Annotated in this window: 12 protein-coding genes; 4 read left to right on the top strand and 8 right to left on the bottom strand. The window is 33.5% G+C overall.

Annotation, left to right across the window (positions count from 1 at the left end):
- Positions 1–136 precede the first annotated feature (136 nt).
- The 4 genes from Anndu_RS04600 to Anndu_RS04585 form a co-directional block, all read right to left on the bottom strand.
- Positions 137–1,174 (bottom strand): diguanylate cyclase domain-containing protein, encoded by a 1,038-nt coding sequence (locus Anndu_RS04600; RefSeq protein WP_464103245.1) that lies wholly within the window; start codon positions 1,172–1,174, stop codon positions 137–139.
- The gene (locus tag Anndu_RS04595) at positions 1,171–6,012 is read right to left on the bottom strand and encodes a CBS domain-containing protein (RefSeq protein ID WP_464103244.1); all 4,842 of its coding nucleotides are present in this window, start codon (positions 6,010–6,012) and stop codon (positions 1,171–1,173) included. The genes Anndu_RS04600 and Anndu_RS04595 overlap by 4 nt, the downstream gene beginning before the upstream one ends.
- Positions 6,013–6,171: 159 nt before the next feature.
- Positions 6,172–7,188 carry a tetratricopeptide repeat protein gene (locus tag Anndu_RS04590; protein ID WP_464103243.1) on the bottom strand — a complete coding sequence of 339 codons (1,017 nt, stop codon included), beginning with the start codon at positions 7,186–7,188 and terminating at the stop codon, positions 6,172–6,174.
- Positions 7,189–7,222: 34 nt separating this feature from the next.
- Positions 7,223–8,365 carry a response regulator gene (locus Anndu_RS04585; RefSeq protein WP_464103242.1) on the bottom strand — a complete coding sequence of 381 codons (1,143 nt, stop codon included), beginning with the start codon at positions 8,363–8,365 and terminating at the stop codon, positions 7,223–7,225.
- A 169-nt stretch (positions 8,366–8,534) separates the two neighbouring features.
- On the opposite strand from Anndu_RS04585, the gene psbN reads away from it, so the two are divergent.
- Both psbN and trmFO read left to right on the top strand, forming a co-directional pair.
- On the top strand, positions 8,535–8,666 hold the full coding sequence (psbN, locus tag Anndu_RS04580) for a photosystem II reaction center protein PsbN (RefSeq protein WP_464103241.1): 132 nt from the start codon (positions 8,535–8,537) through the stop codon (positions 8,664–8,666).
- A gap of 151 nt (positions 8,667–8,817) precedes the next feature.
- Positions 8,818–10,152, top strand: a complete 1,335-nt coding sequence (gene trmFO / locus Anndu_RS04575; RefSeq protein ID WP_464103240.1) for an FADH(2)-oxidizing methylenetetrahydrofolate--tRNA-(uracil(54)-C(5))-methyltransferase TrmFO — start codon at positions 8,818–8,820, stop codon at positions 10,150–10,152.
- Between the two features lie 33 nt (positions 10,153–10,185).
- Here trmFO and Anndu_RS04570 read toward each other — a convergent pair whose 3' ends face one another.
- Positions 10,186–11,922 (bottom strand): ABC-F family ATP-binding cassette domain-containing protein, encoded by a 1,737-nt coding sequence (locus Anndu_RS04570; protein ID WP_464103239.1) that lies wholly within the window; start codon positions 11,920–11,922, stop codon positions 10,186–10,188.
- Between the two features lie 83 nt (positions 11,923–12,005).
- The gene (locus Anndu_RS04565; RefSeq protein WP_464103238.1) at positions 12,006–12,986 is read right to left on the bottom strand and encodes an ADP-ribosylglycohydrolase family protein; all 981 of its coding nucleotides are present in this window, start codon (positions 12,984–12,986) and stop codon (positions 12,006–12,008) included.
- Between the two features lie 307 nt (positions 12,987–13,293).
- Here Anndu_RS04565 and Anndu_RS04560 point away from each other — a divergent pair, with 307 nt between their 5' ends.
- A complete protein-coding gene (locus tag Anndu_RS04560; protein WP_464103237.1) occupies positions 13,294–14,064 on the top strand; it encodes an HAD family hydrolase in 771 nt (256 codons plus the stop codon).
- A gap of 54 nt (positions 14,065–14,118) precedes the next feature.
- A complete protein-coding gene (locus tag Anndu_RS04555; RefSeq protein WP_464103236.1) occupies positions 14,119–14,886 on the top strand; it encodes a sporulation protein in 768 nt (255 codons plus the stop codon).
- A gap of 61 nt (positions 14,887–14,947) precedes the next feature.
- On the opposite strand, the gene petA is transcribed toward Anndu_RS04555, so the two are convergent.
- Positions 14,948–15,934, bottom strand: a complete 987-nt coding sequence (gene petA / locus Anndu_RS04550) for a cytochrome f (RefSeq protein WP_464103235.1) — start codon at positions 15,932–15,934, stop codon at positions 14,948–14,950.
- 84 nt (positions 15,935–16,018) lie between these two features.
- Positions 16,019–16,561 carry a cytochrome b6-f complex iron-sulfur subunit gene (gene petC / locus Anndu_RS04545; RefSeq protein WP_464103234.1) on the bottom strand — a complete coding sequence of 181 codons (543 nt, stop codon included), beginning with the start codon at positions 16,559–16,561 and terminating at the stop codon, positions 16,019–16,021.
- Between the last annotated feature and the right edge of the window lie 11 nt (positions 16,562–16,572).

Below are 16,572 nucleotides of genomic sequence, written 5' to 3'. Positions count from 1 at the left end.
AATAAATAAAATGATAATAATTTTAATTTGATTTTGATTTTAACTTTTTAATTGTATTTGTTAAAATTTTGCTAAATTCCGTTATTTTTTCAATAAGTCAAGTCATAATTCTCACTCATTACTTAATACTTATCCATTAGTCAACTGTATAAAGAACAATTCGATCGCGCCCATTTTGTTTAGCTAAATAAAGAGCTTGATCAGCGAATTTAATTAAATTGTGAGGGCTATCCTCAGAAGAAGGAATGACAGAAGCCACCCCTAAACTAAGAGTTACATATTGATTGATCGGCGAAGCACAATGTTCAATCTCAAAACTTTTTATCCTTTCCCTAATTTGTTGTGCCACAAAAAAAGCCCCTTCCCCATTAGTATCAGGTAAAATAATGGCCATTTCTTCCCCCCCATAACGGGCGACTAGATCCGTAACCCTTTTCACTTCATCCTTTAAAGCCTTGGCCACCAACTTTAAACAGGTATCCCCATCCTGATGGCCGTAAGTATCATTATAAAGCTTAAAAAAATCTATATCACAAAGAATTAATGCTAAGGATAATTGTTTATTGCCCATCTGTGACCATTGTTGATCAAGGTATTCATCAAAATAACGCCGATTTGCCAGTTGAGTTAAAGCATCTAAAATAGCCATTGTTTTTAATTCTGCATTTGCGATTTCTAGTTGTTGATAAAGGTTAGATTGTTGGATTAAGCGGCGTACCCTTTGACGCAAAACAGCCCAATGAATTGGTTTACGAATAAAATCCGTAGCCCCCATTTCAAAAGCATAATCCACCGATTCCGTATCATCTAAGCCTGTGACCATTAAAATGGGAGTGCGCTCAATCGAGGCTAAAATTTGATCGGTTTGACTTAAAAGACTATGATTTTGAAAATTTTGAACTAAATCGGATTTACGGCGACTATGTTCGCTACGAATCATTTTACTGAGAATTTGACAACAAGTAAAACCATCCATGACTGGCATCATGGCATCTAATAAAATCAAATCGGGTGATTCCATTTGATAAGCTTCGATACATTCTTTCCCATTCGTAGCTTCGATCACACGATATCCTTCTTGTTTCATGCGATGAGAGATGGTCTTTCTCATGATTGGATCATCATCAGCAACAAGAATTAAAGGACGTTTTGGTTCGATAAAATTTGATTTCATTGTGAATATTGTTGTTGTTTTTTTCTGAGGATTTGATCCACGATTTGATACTCGCTTTGTAATTGTAATAATAAATCAGTAATCCCTTCTAAAATATTTTTTCTGGCTTTAGCTTCAATGGAAGCGCATAATTCAGATAATTTTAACGCTCCAAGGATAGCACTGCTAGATTTTAAAGTGTGGGCAGCATGGTATATTTTTTGTGAATCTTGATATTCTAATCCCTCTAAGAGTCCCTGAATTAAAATTACTGCATCTTCTAAATAACTATTAATAATATCAACTAATAAGTCATAGGAATCATCTCCAATCATTTCTATTAATTTTAAAAAGGCTTTTTCATCAATGCCTTTATTATAATTGATCGGGGGATCTTTAAGGCGATCATTTTTGTTATCAATTTTGGGTGGATTTTTGATTAAAGGACAATTTTTTAACACTTCAATTAATTGAGTTTCTTTAACGGGTTTACTTAAATAATCATTCATTCCAGATTCTAAACATTTTTGGCGATCGCTTGAGGTAGCGTTGGCCGTCATGGCTACAATCCAAGGATGATTAGGGTTTTTCCATTGTGATCTAATCATTAAAGTGGTGGTAATTCCGTCCATTTCTGGCATGGAAAGATCCATTAAAATTAAATCATAATTTTGACGATGTAAAGAAGCGATCGCTTCAACTCCATTACTAGCTATATCAGCTAAATAACCTAGTTTTTCTAACATTAATAAAGCGACTTTTTGATTAGTCGTATTATCTTCTACCACTAAAATTTTTAAAGGATAATTATTACTTATTGTTTGAGGAGTAGAGGGTATTAATAATGGATTATTTGGGTAATTTTGATCGGGTGCTTGAGTTTTTTGAGGATTAAATACATAATCCAACAGTTGAAAAAGGACAGTTTTTTTCAACGGTTTATGGATAAAAGCGGAAATAAATAAAGATTTTGGTTGTTCACAGATTTTATTAAAATAAATTTCGAGATCTTTTTGTTTTCGGTTTTGGGGTATTATTAAAAATAAGGGGATTGGTTGATTTAAAAATAAAGAATTTAACCGTTGAAAAAGATCTACTAATTCTGGTTCTAATTTTTCTAAATCAATCATTAATAAATCTATGTTTAAAGATGATTGATTTGCTAAGGATAAAATAAGCTCCTCTCTGGAAATAGTTTGGGTTTGAAAACCCCACTCATGAAGATTTTGAGTTAAAATTTCACGGGTGATAGAATTGTTAATTAATAAATAAATTTTTCTATTTGTAATGTTAGCAAAAAAATGATTAGTTTGTTCAAAAGAATTTTGATTTGTAACTATTTTACTAATCATGGTAAAGTAAAATTTAGTTACAATTTGATCTTGATGAAATAGTTGAGGTAGTTGTAATTGATATTCTTGCCAGTTTGGTGGGGCTTCTCCTGCTAAACAACCGTTACTTTCTACCCACATTTGCCCATCCATCACTTGGGTTAAACGCTCACAAATGGCTAATCCTAGCCCCGTGCCTCCGTATTGTCTCGTGGTGGAGGAGTCTACTTGAGAAAAGGCTTTAAATAAACGATTCATTTTGTGGGGGGGGATGCCGATCCCTGTATCACTGACACAAAAATGAATTTGAGCGATCGAGGGGGAAAGTAAAGTGTGAGTTACCCCGATTATTACTTTCCCCACGTCCGTGAATTTAACCGCATTACTCAATAAATTTAATAAAATTTGTCTTAATCTAGTTTCATCACCCAGTAAATAATTCGGAGTTTTGGGATTAATATAATAAGCTAATTCAAGATGTTTTTCGGCGGCGGGTAAGGCGACTAAATCTAAAGTGCTTTCAATGGCATGATTTAAGTCTAAAGGGTGTTTTTCTAATTCTAATTTTCCTGATTCAATTTTAGAAAAATCTAAAATATCATTAATAATATGAAGTAGGGTGTCGCCGCTATCCCGAATGGTGTTAGCGAGTTGTTCTTGTTCGGAAGATAGGGCGGTATCAAGTAATAAGCCCGTCATGCCAATAATAGCGTTCATGGGGGTGCGGATCTCATGGCTCATCGTGGCGAGAAAATCGCTTTTGGCTTGATTGGCACTATCGGCTGACTCTCGCGCCTCATTTAATTCTTGATTTTTTTGTTTTAAAGTTTGGGCTAAAAGAGTTTGTTTTTCTAAGAGTTCGGCTTGTTCGATGGCAATACCAACTTGATCGGCAATATCTTCTAATAAATTAATTTCATCTTCACTCCAATAATGGTATTTTTGACAATGATGTAAACAAATTAAACCTGTACTTTTACCTTGGGCTGAAGTACGAATCATAATCAAAGATTTAATATTATATTCTTCACAAATGGGCATTAAATCATTTACTAAACAATCATGATTAATATTATTAATAACAATGGGTTGATCTTGAATTAAAACGGTTTTAATGAGCAATTCATCACTTAAACAAAGTTCAAAATTTTTGATGGATTTTTCCCCTTCAATTAAATATTCAGCGACACAGGGTAAGGAGCAAACTTGATTATTTTGATCATAACGATAGATTAAACAACGACTAACATTAAAAACTAAACCTATTTGATCGGTAGTGGTTTTAAAAATTTCTTCAGGAACTAAAGTTGAACGAATTTTTTGAGTAATATTTTTGACTAATTTTGCCCTTATTAACTGTTTTTCTAAGGCATTTTGAGTTTCTTGACGTTCAATTTCTGAGCCAATCCACTGTGCCATTAATTTTAATAATTCTTTATCAACTGTCTTAAATTTTCGAGGGCGAGGCCGAAAACTAGAGAAGTTTAATGTGCCATAAATTTGACCATTAACTATTACTTTGATCCCTAAATAAGACTGTAATTTTAACTTTTCATAGTTAATATGTTTATGGTATTGACTATCACTAACTGATTCAAAACAAACCACATCAAAGGACTTAATTGTTTCTTGACAATAGGTATCTTTAAGATTAAAAAAATCCCCCGCTTTAACTTCAAAATTATTAATAGTTAAATAACTATTTTGAACGGTATATAAACTGTCTTTAATTTTGCTCAAAATGCCAATTTCTAATTGAAATCTTTTACAGCCCATTCTTAACATTTGATTAACTCTTTGTTCAAAACTCAAATTAGAGGAAGCTATCACTTTATATAAAGCCCGAATGGCCGCTTCATTATTGCGTAATTCCTGTTCAAATTTAATTCTTTCTGTAATATCAATTGCCACTCCTAATAAAGCATTTTCTTCAGAATTAATCGGTTTAAAAGGAATTTTTGTTGTTTGTAAAATACGAGTATTTCCATTAAGATCAGTGATACTTTCTCTATCAATTTTTTTAATTTTACCCTGCTCAATGACTTCGGGATCTACTTGATCAAATTTATAATTAGCTATCAAAGTTTTAATTTTTTCGGTTTGTTGATTAGTTAAAAGTTCTTCAACTTGAGTTTGATAAAATTGCGCTACGGCCTGATTAACTAAGATAAAATTACCCTCTTTATCTTTGGCAAAAATTAAATGGGGAACTAGATCAATTACTTGACGTAAGACTCTTTCTCTTTCTAAAATATCTAATTGAGATTTTTTTTGTTGACCAATATCTTGTACTACCATAATACCGCCACAAATTAATCCTTGATGATCGGTTAATGGTAAAGTGTGACTTAAATAAATATGGGATTTATAAATTAATTCACCAATGGTATTTTCCCCTTGCAAAGTACGCAAATATAAAGGTTGAATTTGTTGACAAACTGAGGGCGGAAAAATCAAATTAATAGATTTTCCTTCCATATCTTTTTTTAATAAACCAATTTTTTCTAAGGCACTTCCATCGGCTAAAATAATTTTTAATTGGGGATCGAAAACTAAAATTGCTCCATTGGGAAAGTTTTTAATTAAGCCTTGATAAAGTTGTTCTCGATTATAAAGTTGTTGATTAATTTGAGCTAAAGCTTGTTTTTTTCTGCTTAAAGAATCTTTTAAATTATTAATAACTTCTGTAATTTCTACGGGATCAAATACTTTTAAAAGATTACTTTGGGTTAAAATTCCTGCTAAACTTTGATCGGGATTTACTACTACTAATTTTCTAATACCTAAAGTTTCCATTTTGAGTTGAGCATTCCATAAATTTTCATCAGGATTGATCGTTTGTAGGGGAAAACTCATCACTTCTTGAGCTTGAATTTTAGCTAAATCTAATTCTAAATTATGAAATTGAACAATATCTCTTTCTGTAATAATACCTAAAGGTTGATAACAGGATTTTAAGGAACAATTATCATTACAAATAATTAAAGAACTAACTTTATGTTTAACCATTTCTTGCCCAATTTTTAACAGTGATTCTGTGGGTAAGGCGGTTAAAACATTACTAATCATTACTTCATTTACTTGTCTTAATTTTAATAAATTAACAGGTTTTAAACATTGACGGATACTTTCTCCTGTTAAAACTCCTAAAAGATTACCTTGTAGATCCACCGTTGGTAGATGACGAATTGAATTTTGTTGTAAAATTTTTAAAGCTGTTAATAAACCCGTATCTTCTGTTATACTCAGGGTAATCATTGATGTGGTCATCACATCTTTAATCAATAAATCATCTATTTTCTGTTTTTTGATCGCTAATTTTACCCTATCTCTTTCTGTAAAAATACCCTGAATAAATTTGCTTTTTTGATCGCGCACTAAGACATAACTTTTCGGTTTTTCTTGTCTCATTTGTAAAATCACATCTTTTAAAAGACAATCAGGACTTACGATCAAAGGTTCTTTGTCCAGTGCATTAAAGATTTTAGGATAAATTAGAGTATGGGTAATGTGATCTTCAACATACATAATTTTAATCTCAACAAAAAACAGAGTTAATGATTATTTTTATTCTATCATTGAAAATTAATAATGAACAATCAACAATTGATTAAAGCAACAAAATATCAAAACTTTATGTTATTTTTAATCTTTGATTGTGAACTAAAAAAATTTTTCCCTAATCTATTATCTATTGTTATTTATTAAAAGATTTTGTCTTATTTGTTGAATTAAATTATTAGATTGATTCGCCCATTGACTATTACCTTGTTGTGTATATAATTTTTTTGCTTCTTCTAACACAGATAAAGCCGCTTCTAAACGCCCTATTTTGATAAAAATTATACCTGCACCATAATAGGCATTGGCATAATTTGGGTTAGCATCTACGGCGGCACGAAAGGCATTTAAAGCATCATCAAATCTATTTTCTTGTAATAAAATTAAACCGTAACTATATTGAGCTTCTGGATAACGTGGGCTGATGGTGATAGCATTTAAAAAAGCTTCTTTGGCTTGATTAATTAACTCTTGTTCTAAATAAATTAAACCTAAATGATAGGATGATTCTGGGGCATTTGGACTTAATTGCCTTGCTAGTTGTAAATGGGTAATTGCTTGATCTAAAAGTTCTTGATCTTCATAAACTAAACCTAAATTATAATGGGCTAATCCTGATTGGGGGTCTAAACGGAGGGCATACTCTAAATACTCCATAGCCTGAGTAAAGTTAGAACCCTCATATAAAACAGCCCCTAAATTGGCATAGGCAAGGGCAAATTGGGGATCTATTTGAATGGCTTGATAAAAAGCATCGGCGGCCGGTTGCAGTTGGCCTTGTTGTCTGAGGGCTAAACCTAAATTATATTGGGCTTCCATCAGTCTGGGGTTAAGCTCGATCGCCCTTCTAAAACGTGCGATCGCCTCGGTCAAATTACCCTGCTCAATCAAATTTAAACCTTGATTAACTTGATCAAGGGCTTCATTGACGGTGGGGCGGATCACGGGTAAAGATTGAGTTATGATCAAATTAGTTTTAATTTCTCGATTTTCGGAGGATAAAATTTGATAATTGAAAGCGAGGGCTTTATTTATCTCTAATTTATGATTATAATTAGTAAATAACCAAGAAAAAATTAAAAATAAAGAAAAATTAATAAAATTAAACTTAAATAATAGTTTTTGAGGGAAAAAAGAAGGCATAAAGTTAAATTTAAAAGCAAATATTTATTAATAATTATTTTAAAAACTTTCTGACCATACCTAAAATTTCATCAGCTTTAGGAGGTTTATTTAAAAAATCATTAGCCCCCACTGTCATGGCCATTTCTCGATCTTTAGGGGTATCTCTGGCTGATAAAATGACAATTGGTGTTTGTTTAAAAACTGCCATTTTTCTTAAAGATTGACAAATATTATAACCATTCGCATTGGGCATTACCACATCTAAAAAAATAAAATCTGGTTTATCTTTTAAAAGTTGAGTCATTCCTTTTAAAGGATCTAAAATATTAATTACGTTATAACCTTGAGGTTTTAAAATTCTTTCCATCGTATTACCTACGGCTGGGCTATCATCAATACAAGCAATTTTATAGGTTTTTTGTGCTATTTGTAAAATAGTTTGTTCCCCCGTTACTGGTTGAATTTTAGCTTGGGGTAAAGTAATAGATATATCGGGTAATTTTTTAAATTGTAAGAGTTTTTTTTGCACTAAAGGAATTAAACTTTTAGTTAAAACTACAACGGATTTTTGAGTTTTTAAACTTAGATCCCATAATGTAAATTGGCCATTTAAAAATTGACCTAAACCACCCATGGCCGTGGGGGGAATTTGTTGTTGCACAAAAGGAGCTAAATTGGGGTTAAGTTTGGCTAAACCAGCCATTTGCCACTGTTGATATAATTGTAATCCTTTGACTAAACTTGGCTTGATTTCTTCAGAAGAAAGAGCCATTTGTAAAGTAATTTTAGAAGTGGGGGGATCTCCGGCTTTCCACTGCATTTTTAAATCAGAATATTGAGCTAGATCAAAGAAAAATTCTTGAGCTATATTAAAAAGAGTTAACTTTGCTTCTTTGAGGGTAATTTCTTTTTTAATTAAACCTTGTACTAATAATTGAGTTGGCCAAAGATGATCACTTTTGAAAATAGAAGTATCTTTATTTAATTTTGGACAAAATTGTTTAAAAGCTCTTTCCCAACGTCTATTTTGATGTTCGCCTCCCGTGACGTAGAGCAGTCTTCCGCCGATTATATGAATTTGTGCAATTTCCGTACTATTATTACTTAAAACCAATGTACCTGTCATTTGTTTTTGGCTTAAGGCGTTAAGTTGTTGTGCTAACTTGGTCAGAAAATTAGATGAGGGGGCGGTCATAATGGTTTTCTTTAATTAATAATCATCTATCTGTTTTTTATTTTACTCTCAATTGTCAATTTTGTGATAAGAGATTATTTTATTTTTATTTTTTGGGTTGAACATACCAAGTTAATTTAATTTCTGTCATAGTATAATTAAATTTTTAATATTTTTTGTGATTAAACCAATGGATTCTACAACTTTCTTTATTATCGGTATTTCTGTAGTTGTGATTGCTTTTACTGGCTATGCTATTTATATCGCTTTTGGGCCTCCCTCCGCTGAGTTAGAAGACCCCTTTGAGGAACACGAAGACTAAAACAGTGACCAGTTATCAGTCAACAGTAAGTATAAAGTTAAAAGTTAACCAGTGACCAATAACAAATGAACAAAAAGCAGAAATTTTACAAAATTATTCTGATCGTTTAACTAAAATTTAAAAAAAAAGCATTAATGTAGGAGAATTTTAAATGAATAAAATACAAGTTATTGGAGGCGGTTTAGCCGGAACTGAAGCCGCTTGGCAGATCGCCCAAGCAGGTATTCCCGTTGTTTTACACGAAATGCGGCCGGTGAAAACTAGCCCCGCCCATCATAGTGAGTATTTAGCCGAATTAGTTTGTAGTAATTCTTTCGGAGCAATGGCTACTGATCGAGCTTCGGGCTTACTCCATGAAGAACTAAGACGACTTGACTCAATTATTATCAAAACCGCCGATCAATATGCCGTTCCAGCCGGAGGAGCATTAGCGGTCGATCGGGGAATATTCAGTCAAAAATTAACAGAAATATTAGAAAATCATCCCTTAATTGAATTAAAAAGAAATGAAATTAAATCTATTCCAACTGAGGGAATCGTAGTTTTAACCACTGGCCCCCTCACCAGTGAAGCCCTAACCCAAGATTTACAAAGGTTTACAGGCTTAGAATATATGAGCTTTTTTGATGCGGCCAGCCCCATTATTGTGGGCGACTCCATTAATAAAGAGATCGCTTTCCTTGCTTCCCGTTATGACAAGGGGGAGGCCGCTTATTTGAATTGCCCCATGAATAAGGAGCAATATCTACATTTTTGGCAAGAACTGTGTCAGGCTCAACAGGCTGAATTGAAGGATTTTGATCGGGAAACGGCCAAATTTTTTGAGGGTTGTTTACCCATTGAAGAATTAGCCCAAAGGGGTGAAGATACCATGCGTTACGGGCCTTTAAAGCCTGTGGGCTTATTTGATAGCCGTTTAGGGGATTTTCGTGAGCCTGAAAATAAAGCTAAACGCCCCTATGCCGTAGTACAGTTAAGACAAGAGGATAAGGCCGGTCAACTCTGGAATATGGTGGGTTTTCAAACTAATTTGCGTTGGGGTGAACAAAAAAGAGTTTTCCGACTAATCCTAGGGTTAGAAAACGCTGAATTTGTCAGAATGGGGGTAATGCACCGCAATACTTTTATTAATTCACCTGAGCTTTTAGAGCCTACCTTACAGTTTAAAAACAGAGGAAGTTTACTGGCGGCCGGGCAGTTGATCGGTACGGAAGGTTATACAGCGGCCACGGCAGGGGGTTGGTTAGCGGGAACAAATGCGGCCAGAGTGGCTTTAGGATTAAAACCTTTAATCTTACCAGAAACTACCATGATGGGCGCTTTATTTAACTTTATTAGTTCGGCCGATGCTAAACATTTTCAACCTATGCCTCCTAATTTTGGCATAATTCCTCAGTTAGAAAAGAAAATTAGAAATAAACAAGAGCGTTATGGTATTTATCGAGATCGCTCTTTTGCTGATTTAGAAAAATTAGTAATTAAGTAATTATGATTTTTACCTAATTACTAATCATTAAAATTAGTCTTTTTTCTTTTGTTTTTTTTGCTCTTTTTTTGCCTTGTCAGCCTCTTTCTTTTTGCGCTCTTTTTCGGCTTTTTTCTTATTTTTTTCAGCCTCTAAAACTTGCTGTTTTTCCTTCTGTTGTTCTTCGGCAATTTTAGCTAAATAATAATGATAATCACCTTGATATTCAATTAATTCTCCATCTCTAATTTCCACTATTTTATTGGCAACTTGAGAAATAAAATAACGATCATGACCTACTAAAATGACACTGCCTTCATATTCTTGTAAAGCATTTTCTAACATTTCTTTAGCCGGAATATCTAAATGATTAGTCGGTTCATCTAATATTAAAACATTAGCAGGAGTTAATAACATTTTTGCTAAAGCCAGTCTAGCTTTTTCCCCACCACTTAAAGACTCTACCTGTTTAAAAACCGTTTCACCACTGAATAAAAATTTACCTAATAACGCTCTAATTTCCTCATTTTTCCATTCTGGAACTTGCTCTTGGATAGTCTCAAAGACTGTTTTAGTTAAGTCTAAAGCCTCGGCCTGATTTTGTTCAAAATAACCCGGAACAATGTTATGTTGCCCTAAATTAACAATTCCTTCCTCCGGTTTTTCTGCCCCCATAATCATTTTTAATAAAGTAGATTTTCCTGCCCCATTATGACCTAAAATTGCAATCTTTTCGCCCCTTTCAATTACTAAATTAGCATCTAAAAATAAAATTTTATCTTCATAAGTATGGGATAAATTCTTAATAACTACTACCTCACGCCCACTACGAGGAGCAGGAGGAAAATGAAATTTTAAAGTTCTCACATCAGAGATCGGAGCGTCAATTTTTTCAATTTTTTCGATCATTTTTTCCCTACTTTTCGCTTGAGTGCTACGGGTAGCACTGGCACGGAAACGATCGATAAATTGTTGTTGTTTTTCTAATTCTTTTTGTTGCCTTTCAAAAGCACTCAATTGAGAAAGTTTATTTTCTTCTTTTTGTTCAAGATAACTAGAATAATTGCCTAAATAAGTAGTAGAAATTCCCCTTTCCGTTTCTACAATTTTAGTACATAAACGGTCTAAAAATTCCCGATCATGGGAAATAATTACCATCGGAGTTGTTAAAGATTTTAAATAATTTTCTAACCATTCGATCGTATCTAAATCTAAATGATTGGTAGGCTCATCTAATAATAGTAAATCGGGAGTTTGTAATAAAATTTTACCCAAACTCATGCGCATTTGCCAACCACCACTAAAACTACTTACCAGTTGATCTCCATTCTCAGAAGAAAACCCCATTTCTGGCAAAATTTTCTCAATTTGTGTTTCTAAATTATAGCCATCTAAAGCTTCAAATTGTCGTTGTAATTTATCTAATTTATGAATTAATTTATCTAATTCTTCAGGATGACTTGCATATTTTTCCATTAAATGATGGACTTTTTCTGTTTTTAAATGAATCTCATTTGCTTCTTCAAAAACAGTCCAAAATTCCTCTCTAACGGTACGATTAGGATCAACTTCAAATTCTTGAGTTAAATAGGCAATTTTTAAACTAGAAGGGCGTATAACTGAGCCACTGGTGGGTTCTACCTCTCCCATAATTATTTTTAATTGGGTAGATTTTCCCGCACCATTTACCCCAACCAAACCAACTCTTTCCCCTGCTTTTACTTCCCATGTAACATCTTTTAAAACTTCATCAGTATTATAGATTTTACAAATATTTTCTAAACGTAGCATTTGTTTAATTAATCCTCAATTTTTAACATAATTATTATATCATTAACTGGTTACTTTTCCTCTCAATGATCAACTGTCAATTATTAACTGTCAATTGATAAAGCTTCTTTAATTTTTAATTCTAAGCGTTGAGCTAAATTAATAATATCATCTAAACGAGCGATTTGTTTAATCCATTTTTGAGGGATATTTTCTTGCCCATAATAAATTCCTGCTAAACCCCCTGTTAGCGCCCCAACTGTATCAGTATCTTCTCCTAAATTAACAGCACTTAACACGGTTTTTTCATAATTATTATGCTTTAAAAAGCACCATAAAGAAGCTTCTAATGTATTAATAACATAGCCACTAGATTTAATTGAATCTATTGATAATTGATCAATATTTCCTGACATAATTCTATCAAATTTATTAAGATAACTAATAAATGGATCAGCCTGATAAATTTTACTTATTTTTTCAATTCCTTGATGATAGGCCTTTAAAGGATTATTTCCCTCTAATAAACTAATAGCTATACTAATATAAATTCCGCAGGACATTTGAGAAATAATATGACCATGAGTGACGGAAGAAACATCATGAGTAATAGCAATTAATTCATTAAAATCTGTTAATTGATAACAAAAAGCAAGGGGTAAAATTCGCATTAAAGATCCATTGCCATTATCTCTTTCCCCATGACCTCCCGCCTCTAATGGTGAGACTTTATTAATTAAATTACGAATAGCTTTACCCGTAGCATAACCAATATCAAAAACCCTGTTATGGGGTGTCCAGAAATTAAATTGATACCACTGACAAAAATAATCAGCTAAAGTTTGAAAAAGGGATTCACTTAATAATTTTTCACTTAAAGCTTGGGCTAAACAAAATGTTAAAGAACTATCATCAGACCATGTGCCGGCCGGTTGATTATGACTGCCATAACCTCTCATTGTTTTGACTGGATTTAATTGTAATTCATTACGGGTGAAAAATTCAACAGGAACACCTAAAGCATCCCCTACTGCTACCCCAAGCAACCCTGATAAAATAGGCGAATTATTATTAATTAAAATCATACTTACTCAACAGAAAATAGTTCTTGTAATCAAAAAAAATAATCTTAAATTTAATTTTAATCTATTTTTTGACTTGTAAATTGTTAATGATTTCAACTAATACGCCGATACTAACGACCCTTAGCCCTTGAAGAAAAAGGGTTTAGGGGGTGAGGACAAAATTTTAACCCATCAGGATTATAAATAAATTATCATTAGTTTAGCTAATACTTATCAGAATATACCTGACAATTCGACCAATACCTGTTAATGTAAAGAAATATAAAGTTATGTTTTATTTTATTAATTAAAGGGTAACGCAGAAACCATGACAAGCTCAATCGTGTTTCCTTGTAATGTTTTTAATGATCAAGACCAACCTCATAATGTTAATACCTTAGAGAAAGTGATTATTTATTGTGATTTTGACGGGCCTATTGTAGATGTATCTGATCGTTATTATGACACCTATCGTCATGCCCTCAGCCAAACCCAAACTTTTTATCAAAGTCATGGTCAGGCCTTATATATTACCCCTTTATCAAAAAATCAATTTTGGCAGTTGAAAAAAGATCGAGTATCTGATATTGAAATTGCTATGAGATCGGGCTTAGAAGAAGAAGAAATTACCTTCTTTTTAGATTTTGTGCGTAACATTGTTAACCATCCTTTACTATTAAAAAAAGATAAGCTTCAGCCTTGTGTTAACTGGGCTTTAGCCTTACTTCATTCTAAAGGTGCTAAATTAGTTTTAGTAACTTTAAGATGTAATGATCAAGTAGAAGAAATCCTCAATAATTACGGTTTAAAACGCCTTTTTAGTGGCATTTATGGCAGTAAAGATCATAATGCGGCCTATCAAAATAATTCTACGATTAAATCTCAATTATTAAAAGAGGCCATCGCTAATTTTGGCCGAGACAATGCCTATATGATCGGAGATACAGAAGCCGATATTTTAGCCGCTCAAGATCGGGGTATTCCAGTCATAGCTTTAACTTGTGGCATTCGCAGTCAAGGTTATTTACAACAATTTAAACCCGATCAAATTCATCCCGATTTATTATACACAGCACGTCATTTATCGGTTAAAATTTAGACAGTTTATGCTATCTAAAAAATAACCGATTATTCATAATTAGGTCGTAAAATTATGTTTGACAAAATTCTGGCTAGTGTGGGCATTGGTTCGGCTAAAGTAGATACTCGTTTACGTCATCATTCTTTCTATCATGGACAAATTATCGAGGGAGAAATTCACATTCAGGGCGGAAAAATTCAACAACAAATTGAAGATATTTATTTATCTTTAATTACTACTTATAAACAAGAAAGTAATGATTCTACTCTTACCCTAGAATGTGAATTAATCAAACAACATTTATCCGATTGTTTTTCCCTACAACCTCATCAACAAAAAGTCCTTCCTTTTAGTTTAAAAATACCAGATCAAACCCCTTTAACAATTAATCGTCAACCCGTTTATTTAAGAACAGGTTTAGGTATTAGTTTCGCCATTGATCCCACTGATAAAGATTACTTAGAAATTAAACCCCATCCCCTAATGCAATTATTTTTTAATGGGTTAGATCAATTGGGTTTTAAATTAAAATCTTGCGAATGTGAATATAATCGTTATAATTATCAAAAACGTCAATTTATTCAAGAATTTGAATTTTATCCATTAGGTAAATATCGAAGTCATTTAGACGAATTAGAAGTTATTTTTGATTTAACAGGAAATAATTTGAATGTATTATTAGAAATCGATCGTAAAGCTAAAGGTTTTAAAAGTTTAATGGCCGAAGCCTTTGATTTAGATGAATCTCATGTTAAATTTTCCATGACAAGTTATGATTTAGAAATGCCTTTTGAATCCTTTAAACATAAGTTAGAAAATTTTATAGATCAATATATATAATTATCAAAAAAAGACAGGTTTAAAACCTGTCTTTAGATCATTTTAAAAATCAATTTTGATCTTAAAATTCGCCACCTGCGGCCTGTACTTTTTCTACTTGTTTTTTCTTCAAGACAAGTAAAAGTTGAGTTAACATAATACCGCCCACAAAAGCCATTAAGCCTTTAATGCGATCGGGGTTTTGTAAAACTACTTCAACGTCTTTTTGACCAAAACCACCCACATTGGGATTATTGGTTAAAGCGTCTCCCGCAGTTACTTCTTGACCTTCTGAGACGATTAACTCAGGGCCGGCCGCAATGGTGTCGGTAACTGTGCCATTCTCAGTATTTAAAGTTACGGTATAACCGCCACCATCAACAGGAGCGATCGCTGTGATCGTGCCACTAGCAGAAGCTTTAAACACATTATTATTACTTAAATCACCAGTGGGATAAACTTGACCACGGCCACGGTTAGCGCCTAAATGGACAGAATATTTACCATAGTGAATATTTTTATCCGTAGCCGGATCGGGAGCTAACACAGGGAAAACGATCTCTTGATGTTCATCCCCAGGGAGCGGCCCAATAATGACTACATTTTCTTGATCTTCACGATAGGATTGGAAATAAAGACCCTCTGTTTTTTCCTTCATTTCTTCAGGAATACGGTCAGCCGGAGCGATTTTAAAACCTTCAGGTAACATTAAAACTGCACCCACGTTTAAACCGCCTTTTGAACCATCGGCTAACACCTGTTGACTATCTAAGTCATAGGGGATTTTGACCACTGCTTCAAAAACGCTATTGGGTAAAACTGACTGAGGTATTTCCACTTCAGCAGGTTTTTGGGCAAGGTGACAGTTAGCACAAACGATTCTACCAGTGGCTTCTCTGGGGGTTTCGGGAGCGGTTGCTTGCGCCCAAAAAGGATAAGCACTAGCAGACTGGGGAAGGGTTAGATCTGTCAGGAAAAAAAGGGTAAAAGTAGCAACGGTTAAGAGTAAAACTTGAGTTGTCCAACGCTTTACTGCTTGGCCGATCGTACTTAAAGTGTTTGTTCTCATCTCTAAGTTAAAAAATTACAATTCAAAATTCAAATTAATGACCAATTTTTAAATGACCACTGGTAACTGATCACTGGTCACTGTTTAAGCCCACCAAGGGTCTTCATTAGTACGGAAATCGGTTTCAGTCCAAGGGGTGAAGACAACTTTATCATCTTCAGTTGTATCAGCATGAACTAGGGCTAAAGAAAGGGGCGCAGGGCCTCTAACTACTTTACCTGTGTCATCGTACTGAGAACCGTGACAAGGACACATAAATTTGTTTTCACTGGCGTTCCAAGGTACAACACAACCAAGGTGAGTACAAACGGCATTGATGCCATAGTTAGCAATGGTTTGATCTCCCTGTACTACAAGGTAGGTGGGATCACCTTTTAAACCTTGAGCTAAGGTGCGATCGCCCGCTTTATGAGAAGCAAGAAACTCACTAACAATCACATCATTACCAAGGGCATCTTTAGCGGTTAAACCGCCACCTGCACCACCACTAGAGGGGGGAATAAAATATTTAACTACAGGGTATAAAGCCCCTAAAGCTACACCACTAGCAGCGCCAAAGGTCAATAAATTTAAAAATTGACGACGACCGAGATCGGGAACATCGGCAGATCCAGAAAATTGAGTCATAATGAGATATT

It is taken from the genome of Annamia dubia NIES-4383, from assembly GCF_055394725.1.
The sequence above is the reverse complement of the archived record's forward strand: the minus strand, read 5'-3'. Positions and strand labels throughout refer to the sequence as shown.

Bases quoted from the DNA above. Each gene is read 5' to 3' on its own strand.
- Anndu_RS04590 (WP_464103243.1), bottom strand. From the start codon at position 7,188: ATGCCTTCTTTTTTCCCTCAAAAACTATTATTTAAGTTTAATTTTATT.
- psbN (WP_464103241.1), top strand. From the start codon at position 8,535: ATGGATTCTACAACTTTCTTTATTATCGGTATTTCTGTAGTTGTGATT.
- Anndu_RS04555 (WP_464103236.1), top strand. From the start codon at position 14,119: ATGTTTGACAAAATTCTGGCTAGTGTGGGCATTGGTTCGGCTAAAGTA.
- Anndu_RS04570 (WP_464103239.1), bottom strand. From the start codon at position 11,922: ATGCTACGTTTAGAAAATATTTGTAAAATCTATAATACTGATGAAGTT.
- petA (WP_464103235.1), bottom strand. From the start codon at position 15,934: ATGAGAACAAACACTTTAAGTACGATCGGCCAAGCAGTAAAGCGTTGG.
- trmFO (WP_464103240.1), top strand. From the start codon at position 8,818: ATGAATAAAATACAAGTTATTGGAGGCGGTTTAGCCGGAACTGAAGCC.
- Anndu_RS04560 (WP_464103237.1), top strand. From the start codon at position 13,294: ATGACAAGCTCAATCGTGTTTCCTTGTAATGTTTTTAATGATCAAGAC.
- Anndu_RS04600 (WP_464103245.1), bottom strand. From the start codon at position 1,174: ATGAAATCAAATTTTATCGAACCAAAACGTCCTTTAATTCTTGTTGCT.
- petC (WP_464103234.1), bottom strand. From the start codon at position 16,561: ATGACTCAATTTTCTGGATCTGCCGATGTTCCCGATCTCGGTCGTCGT.
- Anndu_RS04565 (WP_464103238.1), bottom strand. From the start codon at position 12,986: ATGATTTTAATTAATAATAATTCGCCTATTTTATCAGGGTTGCTTGGG.
- Anndu_RS04585 (WP_464103242.1), bottom strand. From the start codon at position 8,365: ATGACCGCCCCCTCATCTAATTTTCTGACCAAGTTAGCACAACAACTT.
- Anndu_RS04595 (WP_464103244.1), bottom strand. From the start codon at position 6,012: ATGTATGTTGAAGATCACATTACCCATACTCTAATTTATCCTAAAATC.